Here is a 12,373-nt window from a genome sequence, read left to right as displayed (position 1 = left end):
AGGCAACTACCCGGAATGTGACAAGCGGTCAGACCACGCTGTAGCGCCCGGCCACCGTTGCGTACCAATCCGCGCAGATCTCCTCCAAGGCAGCGGTCGCCTCATGGGCATGATCTGTAAGCGCGCGGGCCAACATGCCCGGACCGGCCAGAGGCGTGACGTGCCCGTCGACGGTGTCCGTGGTCTTCATCCCCAGCAGCATCGTGGTGCCGAGTACCCGGTGCCCACCGAGAACACCGGGAAGGCTGCGGCTGGAAACGTTTCGTAGATCCAGGGTTTCCACGAGCAACGGCGTCCCGTCGACAGTGATCCGCTGATCCGAACGCAAGGCTCCACCGATCTCCCCCGTACGACCCAGCACAACCATTTCGTCCAGCAGCGCAACCGCATCAGCTTCGAGTGAAAAATCAATGCGTCTACTGACATTCGCGCCGCCCGCCACCACGAACGGCGCTGCCCGCCACACCAGGGCGCCGCCTGCGCCCACCCGGGCAGTTGCAGTCCACGACGCATGACCACCACGCGCGTTGTATGCCACGGTGCCCGACGGTTCGATCACCTCGAGGAAAGTGCCCGGTGCGACGTCGAATTCGATCCGGAGGTCGTCACCAGCCAACAGCGTTGCACTGTGTCCTACCAAGGCAATTCGCACGTGCAGCCCACGGGAGCTCACAAATCGGGGGGCCAGAAAGTCTCCGGAGATCAACTCCGCGGCGGTGGCGGTATCCCCGGTTCGTTCGACAACGATCCTGGTTGCCCCAGACATGTTCATCAGTGACTGTGAGAGTGACTGTGCCCGTGACCATGTCCGTGCTCATGATCTTCTTCGTCTGCGTGGAAGTGCGGCGCCATCGGACCCGGATCCTGCGGAACATGGCTACCGGCGCGATGAGCGGCGATGACCTGACGGATCCAGGCACTGAGCTGATCGATGGTGGCGTGATCCTTCTGACTGAGAGCCAGGACCGGAAGTCCGTCACGTGCGGCGGTGGCATCCGCGACCATCAAGACTGCGTCGACATCAACGTACGGAGCAAGGTCGATCTTGTTGACCACCAAGAGATCTGCACGCTCGATACCGGGGCCACCCTTGCGTGCGACGTCACCGCCGCCGGCGACATCGATGACAAAGATCTGAGCATCGACCAGAGCCGGGCTGAAAGTAGCCGTCAGATTGTCGCCACCGCTCTCCACGATCACCATGTCGAGCGGGCTGAACTCCCGCTCGAGATCCTCCACCGCAATGAGATTGGGCGTGACGTCATCTCGAATTGCAGTGTGCGGGCAGGCGCCGGTCTCGACGGCGACAATGCGCTCGATGGGTAGGACGTTTGCCGCACGGAGCAACCGTGCGTCCTCATCCGTGTAGATGTCATTGGTGACAACCGCGATCTCGAATTCAGCTGCGAGTTCACGGCAGATGGTGGCGATCAGCGTGCTCTTACCCGTCCCGACGGGACCGGCGACACCGAGTCGCAATCCTCGGGCTGCGGTTGCGGTGTTCGGCGCGGGGGTGTTCAGATTGTCAAGCACGGAAAATCCTCCTGGATCGAGCGTTGTGTTCGAGTGACCATTGTTCGACCAACGGTCCGGTAGTTGCAGGTATATCTGCGGCGCAGTGCACTTCGACTGCAGCCCGGGCAATTCTCTCGATAGTCGGGGCAACCTGCAGCAGCCACTCGACCGGTTCTGCCGGATCCACCGGCAGCAACTTCAATGCCGCCGACGCCACAGTTTGAGCGTCGTCGTACAGGCATGATCGGGCTGCCGCCGTGTCGTCCATCCCAGCGACGGCGGTGAAGACTCCCAGCGCCAACGGCCGCATCGGATGCCCGGGCAGCGCCATCAGCAGTTGCACCGCATGATGCTGCGGCCACAACCGCGACGCCAACCTGGCGAGCCCTCGGCCGAGTTGGATCGACGCCTCACGTAATGGCGCGCTGGGCGTGCGGGCAAGCAGTTCGTTCGAAATGGCTTCGAGTTCACTTGCGCTTCCGCCGCTGACTGCCCAGCGCCTCGTGACAACTGTTGCCGCAGCTTCGACGACACCAACCGTTTCGAGTCGACCCCGGATGAAATCCGGAACCTGACTTTGACGCAGGCCAGCCGCCAATGCCGGTTCCAGCCCCGACGAGTGTGCATGCCCGCCTGTCGGTAATCGCCCGTCTGCCAGCAGCATCGACGCGATCTCGGCGGACACCGGCGTCAGAACAGCGTGTAGCGCTGAGCCATCGGCACTACGTCGACGGGATTGGGTCGGATCAGGTCACCGTCGACCTTGATGGCAAACGTCTCCGGATCGACGTCGATGGACGGCAGTGCCGTGTTGTTCGGCATGTCAGCTTTGGTGAGGTGCCTGGTGGGCCGGACTCCGGTGAGAGTTCGTGTGAGGCCAAGCCGATCTGCCAATCCGTCCTCGATGGCCATCGGCGAGACGAAGGTCGTGGACAGGTGCGGAGCCGAACCCGGCGCCGCTGCGATTGCCGGCCGAATGAACACCGGCTGCGGCGTCGGAATCGCAGCATTGGGATCACCCAGTGGCGCAGCAACAATCGCACCACCCTTGATCACTGCAGCCGGACGAACTCCGAAGAACGCCGGATCCCACAGCACCAGGTCTGCCATCTTCCCGGCCTCGATCGAGCCGACCTCATGGTCGATACCGTGCGCCACCGCCGGACAGATCGTGTACTTGGCGACGTAGCGACGGGCACGCTCGTTGTCCGCCGGCATGCTGGTACCCAACTTGCCGTGCTGCGCCTTCATCACGTGCGCTACCTGCCAGGTTCGCAATGTCACCTCACCGATGCGACCCATTGCCTGCGCGTCGGACGACGTGATGGAGATGGCACCGATGTCGTGCAGGAAGTCTTCGGCCGCAATGGTGGTCGGTCGAATTCGCGACTCGGCGAACGCAAGGTCTTCCGGCACACGAGGATTGAGTGCATGGCACACGATCAGCATGTCCAAATGCTCGGCCACCGTGTTGACGGTATGCGGCAACGTCGGATTAGTTGATGCCGGAAGAACATTCGCCTCTCCGGCCGTGACGATGATGTCGGGAGCGTGTCCGCCGCCGGCACCTTCCGCATGGAAAACGTGGATGCCTCGTCCGGCAATTGCGTCCAAAGTGTGCTGGACGTAACCGGTTTCATTGAGGCTGTCGGCATGCAGAGCAACTTGGAGACCGAATTCGTCCGCCGCTCGAAGCGCTGCGTCGATGGCGGCGGGCGTGGAACCCCAGTCCTCGTGCACCTTGAAACCGCCGGCGCCGGCGAGAGCCTCTTGACGAAGCGCCTCATGGCTGACGGTGCTGCCTTTGCCGAGGAGAAGAACGTTGAGGGGAATGTGGTCGAGCGCGCGGTGCATCATCGTCAGCGACCACGCGCCGGGCGTAACCGTCGTTGCCTTGCTGGCCTCGGTAGGGCCGGTTCCGCCGCCGGCAACCGTGGTCGTGCCGGTTGCCAGAGCCTCGAGCATCTCGATTTCGCTGAGGAAATGAACGTGCGTGTCGATTGCGCCGGCCGTGAGAATCTTTCCCTCCCCGGCGATCACGTCGGTGCTGGGTCCGATGAGCAACTTCGGATGGACACCGTTCATGATGTCGGGGTTACCCGACTTTCCGATCGCCACGATGCGGCCGTCACGAATTCCGACGTCTGCCCGGACAATTCCCCAGTGATCGAGAATCACCGCATTGGTGATGACCACGTCGAGGGCACCCTGATCACGAGTGGTCAGGCCCTGACCCATGGATTCGCGGATACTCTTGCCGCCGCCGAACACCATTTCGTCGCCGGTCGCCGTGTAGTCGTGTTCGATCTCGATCCACAGATCGGTATCTGCCAAACGGATTTGGTCGCCCGCTGTCGGGCCGTACAAGGAGGCGTATCCACGCCGATCGATCCTGCTCACTACGTAGTCACCCCATCCAAATCGGTATCAATGTCGAATTCGAGAACGCCGACACTGCCGAGATCACCGTCCGTCGAATCGTCCTCGACCGCGACATCACTGATTCGCACATTCACCGGCGACGCCCGCAGTGGTTCTTCCACCTCGATGCCCGGGGTACCGAAGGGCATCACCGTCTTGGGTTCCCTTGCGTGCGTGGGCAGTATGTTTTCGGGAAGAATCTGCAAACCCGGGACTCGTTTGAGTCCACCGAGTTCGATCAGCGTCACGGTGCGCGAGACACCAGGTTCGAACCGTACGGATGTCCCGGACGGGATATCGAGCCGGAAACCTTCGGCTTCGTCGCGATCGAATGTCAGCGCTGGATTGGCGGCCGGAAGGTGCAGATGCGAACCAATTTGAATCGGCCGGTCGCCGTCATTGACGACAACCAACGTGATCCGCACTGCCTCCGAACCGAATTCGAGCGGCTGCGTCGAAACTCGTACCTCACCGGGAATCATCGGATGGGTTCCGTGACGGTAACCAGCTTGCGTCCATCCGGGAAGGTGGCTTCTACTTGGACGTTGTTGATCATCTCGGGAACCCCTTCCATGACGTCGCTGCGCGTGAGCACCTGACGACCCGCGTTCATCAACTCCGCGACCGTCATCCCATCGCGCGCACGTTCGAGAATCCAACAGGAAATCAGTGCCATCGACTCGGGGTAATTCAGCAGCACTCCGCGCTCGCGCCGGTCTCGCGCAACCATGCCGGCGACGCTCAGCAGCAGCTTTTCGGTATCTGAAGGGGTGAGGTGCATGAATTGAGGCCCTTCCGGTCGTAGAGCAGTGCCGTCGGGGTCCAACAGCGCGCTGTCGGGGCGAGATTAGCATTCCCCGAAGCGTCGTCAGTATTGTCCACTTTGCCGAGTACGGCTACTCGAGCCGTCACAGATCACGCTTGTGCTGCTCATCGAATTATTCGCGCGCCCAACGACGCTCAGCGGTGGGGCGTCCGAGTGGGAACTATCACCAAACGCAAAAGTTTCACCCCCGTATCCGGGAGGAAACGGGGGTGAAACATGAACGTGCAGCGGCCTATCCGAAGCGGCCCGAGATGTAGTCCTCGGTAGCCTTCTGCGTCGGATTGGAGAAGATCTTCTCGGTGTCGTCGATTTCGACGAGTTGACCGGGCTTGCCGGTTGCCTCGAGGTTGAAGAACGCCGTCTGATCACTGACACGCGCAGCCTGCTGCATGTTGTGCGTGACGATGACGATGGTGAAATCCTTCTTCAACTCGGTGATCAGATCCTCGATCGCCAGAGTTGAAATCGGGTCCAGAGCCGAGCAGGGCTCATCCATGAGCAGGACGTCCGGAGACACCGCGATGGCACGCGCGATGCACAGACGCTGCTGCTGACCACCGGAGAGACCGCCGCCGGGCTTGTCGAGGCGGTCCTTCACCTCGTTCCACAGGTTCGCGCCGCGCAGGGAACGCTCGGCAACCTCGTCGAGCCGCTTCTTGTTGCGCTCGCCCTGCAACTTCAAACCGGCGACGACGTTGTCCTTGATCGACATCGTCGGGAACGGGTTCGGCCGCTGGAATACCATGCCGATGGTCTTACGGACACCCACCGGGTCGACGTTGGAACCGTAGATGTCCTCACCGTCGAGCAACACCGAACCCTCGACGCGCGCACCGGGAATCACTTCGTGCATGCGGTTGAGCGAGCGGAGAACAGTGGACTTACCGCAACCGGACGGGCCGATGAACGCGGTGACGCTGCGGGGTGGGACCGAGAGGCCCACATCTGCGACGGCGTGGAACTTGCCGTAGTAGATGTTGACGTCCTTGAGATCCAGACGCTTGGCCATTACCGGCTCCCTACTGAGTGGTTACAAAATGTACGTACGAACATGAACTGAGGCCGCGTCACTTGCTGCGAACCTGAGAGAAGTGACCGATCAGCTTCGCGATGATATTGAGAATCGCGATCATCAGAATCAGGGTCAGTGCGGCGCCCCAGATTCGGTTGGTGCCGGCATCGGTGGGGTTGTTCATCTCGGCGACCATGAGCGAAGGCAAGGTACCCATTTCGCCGTTGAACAGATCGAAGTTGATGAACGGTGCGTAGCCGACGAGGATCAGCAGCGGCGCGGTCTCACCGAGTACACGGGCCAGCGCGAGCATGACGCCTGTGATGATGCCGGGAAGTGCTGTCGGCAGAACAATTTTCGAGATGGTCTTCCACTTCGGCACACCGAGGGCGTACGACGCTTCACGCAGATCCATGGGGACGATGCGGAGCATTTCCTCGGTGGAGCGGATAACGACCGGGACCATCAGGAGGACCAGAGCAAGGGACACTGCGAAAGCCGACTTGGGGAAGCCGAACGTCGCGATCCACAGCGCGTAGATGAACAGTGCTGCCACGATGGACGGGACACCGCTGAGGATGTCGACCATGAAGGTAGTGAGCTTGCCCAGCTTGGACTTTCGGTCTGCGTACTCCACCAGGTAGATCGCGACGAAGATGCCGAGCGGGATGGAGAAGACCGCACACACGAGGCCTTGCATCAAAGTCCCGATCAAGGCGTGATAGACACCGCCGCCGGACGCCGATGCCGTCAGTCCACTCATCGAATTGGTGAACCATGTTGCAGACGTCAACGCGGGCAAGCCCTTTGCGACGACGGTGAACAGGACCCAGACGAGCGGAATGAGTGCAATGAGAACCGCGAGGCTGACCAGGATCGTGGCGGTGACGTCCTTGGCGCGGCGGGTTGCTCCGACGCCCTGGAATGTGGGCGCCTTGACGGGGCGGTCCAGAGTGGAAGTCATTGGTCAGTCCTTCTTTCCGGCGATTACAGCGCGGGCAGCAGCGTTGACCACGAAGGTCAGCACGAACAGGACCAGTCCGGCTGCGATGTACGCGCCGGCCTGGATGTCGTTGTTGAACTCCGCATATCCGAGGGCGATCTTCGAAGCGATGGTCGATCCGCCGTCGAACAACGACCAGCCGAACGACTGCGACGTGGTGCGCAGGATCAGGTACAGCGCCATCGTTTCACCGAGCGCGCGGCCGAGGCCGAGCATCGATCCGCTGATGTAGCCGGACTTACCGAACGGAATGACCGTGGTGCGAACAACTTCCCAGCGCGTCGCACCGAGCGCGAGTGCGGCTTCGATCTGCGAGCGCGGGGTCTGGATGAATACCTCGCGGGTCACTGCGGTGATCACGGGAAGAATCATGACGGCCAATACGATGCCAGCGGTGAAGATCGTGCCGCCGCCGGTGATGGAACCGCTACCGTCGGCGAAGAGCGGGAACCATCCGAAAGTTTTGTTGAGCCACACCGCAACCGGTGTGATTGCCGGAGCGAACACCAGCAAGCCCCACAGTCCGTAGACGATGGACGGGACCGCAGCGAGCAGGTCGATCGTGTAAGACAGTGGACGCGTCAGCCATTTGGGCGAGTACGACGTCAGGAAGATTGCGATGCCCAGTGCGATCGGCATTGCCAGCACCAGAGCGAAAAGTGATACGAGAACAGTGACCTGGAAGAGGTCGAGGACACCGAACGCCATGGCGTTGATGTCCTGCGTGACCCACTCGCGGCTCGTCAGGAAGTTGACCTGGTTGCGGCTCAGTGCGGGTACGGCCCGCCAGATCAGGAAGGCCCCGATCGCAGCGATCACGACGGTGATGAAGATCGCCGAACCCGACGCCAGAGAACTGAAGATCCGATCGCCCGGACGCGTCACGATCTTCGCGTTGCCGGAACCTGAACCTTCGCCTTTCGACGAAGGCTCGATCTCAGGGGCTTTGGTGGATGTAATCGTGTCCTCCGTGGTGCCGTTCGGACCGCCCACCCCGGCCCCGCTGGTTGCGGGGCCGGAGGAACGAGATGTCGATGTGATGGGCGCGTCATTCATGTGCGCTCACATTCCTTCACGTTTGAATGTAGATCCATGGGCCGGTCCGTACTAGTCCGCGTGTCGGTTCAGCTGATCGCGGAGATCGATGCGTTCAGCTTGTCCTTCACATTCGCAGGCAGCGGAACGTATCCCTGCTCTGCCAGATTGGCCTGGCCCTCGTTGGCTGCGCTGGTCAGGAACGACTTGACGGCAGCCGCGGTATCGGCGTCGTAGCCCTTGGAGCAGACGATGGAGTACGTGGCCAGCACCAGCGGGTAGGCACCGGCTTCGTTGGTCTTGAAGATCGACCCGAGGTCGAGCGTCAGGTCGCCGGTGGCGTCGGACTTGAACTTGGCGCCGGCGATCGACTTTGCCGCCGTCTCGTTGGTCAGTGCGACTGCTGCGGTGCCCGTGTTGATCTGGGCCATCGACAGCTTGTTCTGATCGGCAAACGACTTCTCGACGTACGTGATCGAGCCCGGTGCGGACTTGACTGCCTGCGCGACTCCGGCTGAACCCTTGGCGCCCTCACCGACGCCACCGGTGAAGTCGGAGCCTGCGCCCGACGTCCAGGCACCGCCTGACGCTGCCTCGAGGTACTTCTGGAAGTTGTCGGTGGTGCCCGAGGAATCGGAGCGGATCACCGGGTTGATCTTCAGATCAGGCAACTTTGCGCCCGAGTTGAGTGCGGCGATGGCCGGATCGTTCCAGTTGGTGATGCCGCCGTTGAAGATCTTTGCGAGAACCTCCGCGTTGAGCACGAGGTTGTCGACGCCGTCGATGTTGAAGGCGACTGCGATCGGACCGAAGACGAGGGGAAGGTTCCAGGCTTCGCCGCCGACGCAACGCTCCTTGGCCTTGTCTGCCTGCTCGTCCTTGATTGCCGAGTCGGAGCCGGCGAAGTCGATCTGGCCGGCGATGAACTGGGTACGGCCGTCACCGGAACCGCTGGGGTTGTAGGCGACGTTGACCGACTTGCCCTTGTCGTTGCACACGGCAATGTAGGTGGAGACAAACTGATCCATCGCGTTCTTCTGCGCGGACGAGCCTGCTGCGGAGATCTTTTCCTTACCTTCGCATGTAGCGGTGGAGGTGGACGTGTCCACACCACCAGACGACGCGTTGTTGTCGCTGCCACATGCGGCCAAGGTCATGGCACCTACGGCTACTACGCCGAGCAAGGCACCACTGCGCTTGAGATTCACCTAGATCCTCCGGAAATCGCTACCGCCGGGCCCACGATCAGGCGGCGACATGAGATGCAGGCACAGAGCCCGGCATCAGGCAGCGCGGCGCTGCCCATAGAGAAAAGTAGGGGGGCGCGGTGTCCGGCTGGACCACACATGGTTAACGGAGGATGAACAGACCGGAGATTTCTGCGTGTCCGGCAAGAAAATCAGATATTTCGGGCATATGCCACATCTATGTGGAACCTGCCGAAGCCCAATTTCTCGTATGTATTCAGGGCAGCCGCATTGTCACCTTCAACGTACAAAAGGACGGTTCCGAGACCACGATCACGCAGATAGTGCATACCGGCGAGTGTCAGCACCCGACCGAGACCTCGTCCCTGCGCTGCCGGATCGATACCGACGACATACACCTCGCCAAGTTCGGGTTCGTCGCCCTCCGGCGGGTGAACCTTGGTCCAGTGAAAGCCCAGGAGCGTATCCGGATCGGTGTCTGCGAATGCCAGGAACAGGCCCGCCGGATCGAACCACTCTTCGGCCGTGCGCTCATCGATCTCCGCTTGCGTCCAACCGCCCTGTTCAGGATGCCACGAGAACGCGGCGCTATTGACGCGAAGAATCTCCGGATCGTCTTCGCTGCCACCGTAGGTCCTGACGACAATGCCTTCCGGCACAACGATTTCGGGAAGCTGGGGCGCGTCGAGTGGCCGTCGCAACTGCAGCAGTTCGCGGGCCACAACAAGCCCCAGCGACTGCGCGAAAGCCTTTGCCGCGTCGACGTTTCCGTGCGCCCACACTGTGGCGCCAGGGCGCCCTTCGTCGAATACCGCAGCGGCAAGGGTGGTTCCGATCCCCTGCCGTCGATGCGCGGGATCAACTACCAACTCGGCCATGTCCGGGTGCTCACCCGAACCTGCTTGCAGCTGTGCATATCCCACAACATCGCCGTCGCCCTGAACGACAAAATGTCGAGCCGGACCACGACCGGCTATCGCGTGACGCCCCTGCTCGGACACCGGCGCCTTGCCGTCGAATTCCGTGGCGCGGTCGAGCAACGCCGACACTTGCCGAGCCTGATCCGGTTGCAGTGAATCGCTCCAACTCATGTCACACCACCGTTCCGTCCACCGATTCGTAATCGGCATCCTCGTCGTCCTCGAACCGGACAGGCGCAGCGGTGCCGTTCTTGGCCCTCGTGGGCCTTACGGCCTTGTATCCGACATTTCGGACTGTACCGATCAAGGATTCGTATTCAGTGCCAAGTTTGGCGCGCAAACGTCGCACATGGACATCCACCGTGCGGGTGCCACCGAAGAAGTCGTAACCCCACACCTCTTGCAACAACTGCGCCCGGGTGAAAACCCGTCCCGCATGCTGCGCCAGGTACTTGAGCAGCTCGAATTCCTTGTAAGTCAAATCAAGGGGCCGTCCACGCAGTCGTGCCGTGTACGTCCCCTCGTCGATAACCAATTCGCCCAGCGTGATCTTTCCCGACGCTTCCGGACTGGCAACACCGCCGCTGCGGGCCACCAACAATCGCAATCGGGCGTCCACCTCCGCCGGCCCGGTGCCGGGCAGCAGGATGTCGTCCAACCCCCAGTCCGCATTGACGGCAACAAGCCCGCCTTCGGTGAGAACAGCCACAACGGGTACAGCAGAACCTGTGCTTCCGAGCAATCGACACAAGCCGCGCGCAGCAGCCAGATCTATGCGTGCGTCCACCAGTGCGACGTCGGCAGAACTCGCTTCGAGCAGTGAGGAAACCTCAGTGGGAGCGGGCCTAACCGAGTGCGCCAGCAGCGCCAACGCCGGGAGAACTGCCTCCGGGTTGGGGTCGGAGGTGAGGAGAAGCAACTCCACACTGACTCCTATCTAGTAGCCCGTGCACCCCTGACAGGGCGACGCCCGAGTAATTCGACCCTTTTGGTCGGTCACTACATTAGCGCGCACAGTACCGGGGCCGTCGCACCGAACCTCGGCCCGAGTCGGTCACAATGGTGCAGTGCGCAAACTGATCATCGGCATCGTCTTCCTCCTCGGCCTCGGACTGGTCGCCGATTTCGGCGCTGCTGCGTACGCCGAATACCGCGTCTCACGCGAACTCCGAGCAGGTGCCTCACTCGACGCCGACCCCGAAGTCACGTTCAACGGCTTCCCATTCATCACTCAGGCGCTGAGCGGAAAATACAAGGACGTCTACATCCGAGCGACGGGCGTTCAGAGCAATATCGTCGGAGAGGTCACCGTCGAAGCAGATCTGCGCGGAGTTTCCGTCCCCTTCACCGATCTGATCAACGGAAACGTCACCCAACTCCCCGTCGACAAACTCGACGGCAGAATGGGTATCAACGCAACTGATCTCGGGAAGCTCCTCAACATCCCTGACCTGCAGGTTTCTTCACCACCGGCCGACAAATCCGACGGCACGGGCGGAAGTGGCGGCACGGGTGCAACCACAGCCGGAGCCGTCGTCCTGACCGGAACCGTCGCCGTAGGTCCCGTCGAAACCCCGGTCAGCGTTCAAGCGAACCTGGTCCTCGACGGAGGCCAGGTCAAGATCGTTGCCAGCAACCTCTACTTCGGGCCCGAAGGCGAAGCCGACTTCTCCATCCCCGCAGCACTCGAACCCACCATCCTGGGGATGTTCAGCTACACCATCGATCCCCAGTCACTCCCCTTCAACGTCAAGCCCAATCTCGTCTACGCAGAAGGCGGCCGCATCGTGATCGAAGGAAGTACCGAAAACACAGTCATCGACCTCGCGGAACTTCAGAACCCATGACCGGGATCACAATTCTGCTCGTCGCCCTTGTTGCCGTCGTCGCCGTCGGACTGTTTCTCAAATCGCGAAGCGGAACGGTTCGCGCCAGCGCAGCGGCGCCCCCGAACTCGACCCAGGGCCGGACCGAACTCCTTGTCGCGGCCGGTGTGCAGTCCACCGGCGGGCCCGTCGTCCTGCATTTTTCCGCGGATTGGTGCGGACCCTGCGCCGCGGTGCGCCGCGTAGTCGACCAGGTAGTGACGTCGATGGCCGACATGCCGCGACCACCCACCGATGTCGAACTCGACATCGACAAACACCCAGCGCTGGCCCGGGAAATGAGCGTCCTCTCCTTACCCACCACCTTCATCCTCGACGGCAACCTCGTCGAGAAATTCCGGGTGCCCGGAGTGCCGTCCACGACGGACCTGAGAAATGCGCTCACGCCTTTTTCGACGCCCGACGATCCAAATTCCTCGATTACGGGGTAAAGTCGCGAACGTGCAAACCCGCCACGAGCTGATGCTCACCCGACGCCGCGCAGTTGACCTGTGCCGCCTCGGTGGTTGTTGCTGTACCTGTTGTTGATCACCACACCCGTCGGCTC

15 protein-coding genes are annotated in these 12,373 nt (G+C 61.7%); 3 read left to right on the top strand and 12 right to left on the bottom strand.

What is annotated here, in order from left to right; translation table 11 throughout:
* Nucleotides 1–28 precede the first annotated feature (28 nt).
* The 12 genes from BDB13_RS08565 to BDB13_RS08510 form a co-directional block, all read right to left on the bottom strand.
* Nucleotides 29–772 carry an urease accessory protein UreD gene (locus BDB13_RS08565; RefSeq protein WP_254922754.1) on the bottom strand — a complete coding sequence of 248 codons (744 nt, stop codon included), beginning with the start codon at nt 770–772 and terminating at the stop codon, nt 29–31.
* Nucleotides 772–1,533 carry an urease accessory protein UreG gene (ureG, locus tag BDB13_RS08560; RefSeq protein WP_094271262.1) on the bottom strand — a complete coding sequence of 254 codons (762 nt, stop codon included), beginning with the start codon at nt 1,531–1,533 and terminating at the stop codon, nt 772–774. The genes BDB13_RS08565 and ureG overlap by 1 nt, the downstream gene beginning before the upstream one ends.
* Entirely contained in the window at nt 1,526–2,200 is a 675-nt protein-coding gene (locus BDB13_RS08555; protein WP_254922753.1) for an urease accessory protein UreF, read from the bottom strand. Before BDB13_RS08555 ends, ureG begins: the two co-directional genes overlap by 8 nt.
* Nucleotides 2,201–2,205: 5 nt before the next feature.
* Nucleotides 2,206–3,915 carry an urease subunit alpha gene (locus tag BDB13_RS08550; RefSeq protein WP_094271261.1) on the bottom strand — a complete coding sequence of 570 codons (1,710 nt, stop codon included), beginning with the start codon at nt 3,913–3,915 and terminating at the stop codon, nt 2,206–2,208.
* The gene (gene ureB, locus BDB13_RS08545; protein ID WP_094271260.1) at nt 3,915–4,418 is read right to left on the bottom strand and encodes an urease subunit beta; all 504 of its coding nucleotides are present in this window, start codon (nt 4,416–4,418) and stop codon (nt 3,915–3,917) included. Before ureB ends, BDB13_RS08550 begins: the two co-directional genes overlap by 1 nt.
* The gene (ureA, locus tag BDB13_RS08540) at nt 4,415–4,717 is read right to left on the bottom strand and encodes an urease subunit gamma (RefSeq protein ID WP_094271259.1); all 303 of its coding nucleotides are present in this window, start codon (nt 4,715–4,717) and stop codon (nt 4,415–4,417) included. The genes ureB and ureA overlap by 4 nt, the downstream gene beginning before the upstream one ends.
* A 277-nt stretch (nt 4,718–4,994) precedes the next feature.
* Nucleotides 4,995–5,771 (bottom strand): phosphate ABC transporter ATP-binding protein PstB, encoded by a 777-nt coding sequence (pstB, locus tag BDB13_RS08535; RefSeq protein ID WP_033233969.1) that lies wholly within the window; start codon nt 5,769–5,771, stop codon nt 4,995–4,997.
* 58 nt (nt 5,772–5,829) lie between these two features.
* Nucleotides 5,830–6,738 carry a phosphate ABC transporter permease PstA gene (gene pstA / locus BDB13_RS08530; RefSeq protein ID WP_094271258.1) on the bottom strand — a complete coding sequence of 303 codons (909 nt, stop codon included), beginning with the start codon at nt 6,736–6,738 and terminating at the stop codon, nt 5,830–5,832.
* A gap of 3 nt (nt 6,739–6,741) precedes the next feature.
* Nucleotides 6,742–7,833 carry a phosphate ABC transporter permease subunit PstC gene (gene pstC / locus BDB13_RS08525; protein WP_094271257.1) on the bottom strand — a complete coding sequence of 364 codons (1,092 nt, stop codon included), beginning with the start codon at nt 7,831–7,833 and terminating at the stop codon, nt 6,742–6,744.
* A gap of 68 nt (nt 7,834–7,901) precedes the next feature.
* Nucleotides 7,902–9,020 carry a phosphate ABC transporter substrate-binding protein PstS gene (pstS, locus tag BDB13_RS08520; protein ID WP_094271256.1) on the bottom strand — a complete coding sequence of 373 codons (1,119 nt, stop codon included), beginning with the start codon at nt 9,018–9,020 and terminating at the stop codon, nt 7,902–7,904.
* A gap of 191 nt (nt 9,021–9,211) precedes the next feature.
* Nucleotides 9,212–10,111 (bottom strand): mycothiol synthase, encoded by a 900-nt coding sequence (gene mshD, locus BDB13_RS08515; RefSeq protein ID WP_094271255.1) that lies wholly within the window; start codon nt 10,109–10,111, stop codon nt 9,212–9,214.
* A gap of 1 nt (nt 10,112) precedes the next feature.
* Complete coding sequence (locus BDB13_RS08510) at nt 10,113–10,865, bottom strand: winged helix-turn-helix transcriptional regulator (protein ID WP_094271254.1); 753 nt, start codon at nt 10,863–10,865, stop codon at nt 10,113–10,115.
* A 142-nt stretch (nt 10,866–11,007) separates the two neighbouring features.
* On the opposite strand from BDB13_RS08510, the gene BDB13_RS08505 reads away from it, so the two are divergent.
* From BDB13_RS08505 to BDB13_RS33555, 3 genes are read left to right on the top strand one after another with little or no spacing between them, the layout of a single operon-like run.
* A complete protein-coding gene (locus BDB13_RS08505; protein ID WP_094271253.1) occupies nt 11,008–11,787 on the top strand; it encodes an LmeA family phospholipid-binding protein in 780 nt (259 codons plus the stop codon).
* A complete protein-coding gene (locus BDB13_RS08500) occupies nt 11,784–12,257 on the top strand; it encodes a thioredoxin family protein (protein WP_094271252.1) in 474 nt (157 codons plus the stop codon). The genes BDB13_RS08505 and BDB13_RS08500 overlap by 4 nt, the downstream gene beginning before the upstream one ends.
* Nucleotides 12,202–12,354 carry a putative leader peptide gene (locus BDB13_RS33555; RefSeq protein ID WP_369597447.1) on the top strand — a complete coding sequence of 51 codons (153 nt, stop codon included), beginning with the start codon at nt 12,202–12,204 and terminating at the stop codon, nt 12,352–12,354. Before BDB13_RS08500 ends, BDB13_RS33555 begins: the two co-directional genes overlap by 56 nt.
* Nucleotides 12,355–12,373: the final 19 nt, after the last annotated feature.

Origin of the sequence: Rhodococcus sp. OK302 (assembly GCF_002245895.1) — a bacterium.
Lineage (GTDB): Bacteria > Actinomycetota > Actinomycetes > Mycobacteriales > Mycobacteriaceae > Rhodococcus_F.
The sequence above is the reverse complement of the archived record's forward strand: the minus strand, read 5'-3'. Positions and strand labels throughout refer to the sequence as shown.

What these genes read in the sequence shown, in the direction of transcription:
- BDB13_RS08565 (WP_254922754.1), bottom strand. Translation starts at nt 772, where the DNA reads ATGAACATGTCTGGGGCAACCAGGATCGTTGTCGAACGAACCGGGGAT.
- ureB (WP_094271260.1), bottom strand. Translation starts at nt 4,418, where the DNA reads ATGATTCCCGGTGAGGTACGAGTTTCGACGCAGCCGCTCGAATTCGGT.
- ureA (WP_094271259.1), bottom strand. Translation starts at nt 4,717, where the DNA reads ATGCACCTCACCCCTTCAGATACCGAAAAGCTGCTGCTGAGCGTCGCC.
- pstB (WP_033233969.1), bottom strand. Translation starts at nt 5,771, where the DNA reads ATGGCCAAGCGTCTGGATCTCAAGGACGTCAACATCTACTACGGCAAG.
- pstA (WP_094271258.1), bottom strand. Translation starts at nt 6,738, where the DNA reads ATGACTTCCACTCTGGACCGCCCCGTCAAGGCGCCCACATTCCAGGGC.
- pstC (WP_094271257.1), bottom strand. Translation starts at nt 7,833, where the DNA reads ATGAATGACGCGCCCATCACATCGACATCTCGTTCCTCCGGCCCCGCA.
- mshD (WP_094271255.1), bottom strand. Translation starts at nt 10,111, where the DNA reads ATGAGTTGGAGCGATTCACTGCAACCGGATCAGGCTCGGCAAGTGTCG.
- BDB13_RS08500 (WP_094271252.1), top strand. Translation starts at nt 11,784, where the DNA reads ATGACCGGGATCACAATTCTGCTCGTCGCCCTTGTTGCCGTCGTCGCC.
- BDB13_RS33555 (WP_369597447.1), top strand. Translation starts at nt 12,202, where the DNA reads ATGCGCTCACGCCTTTTTCGACGCCCGACGATCCAAATTCCTCGATTA.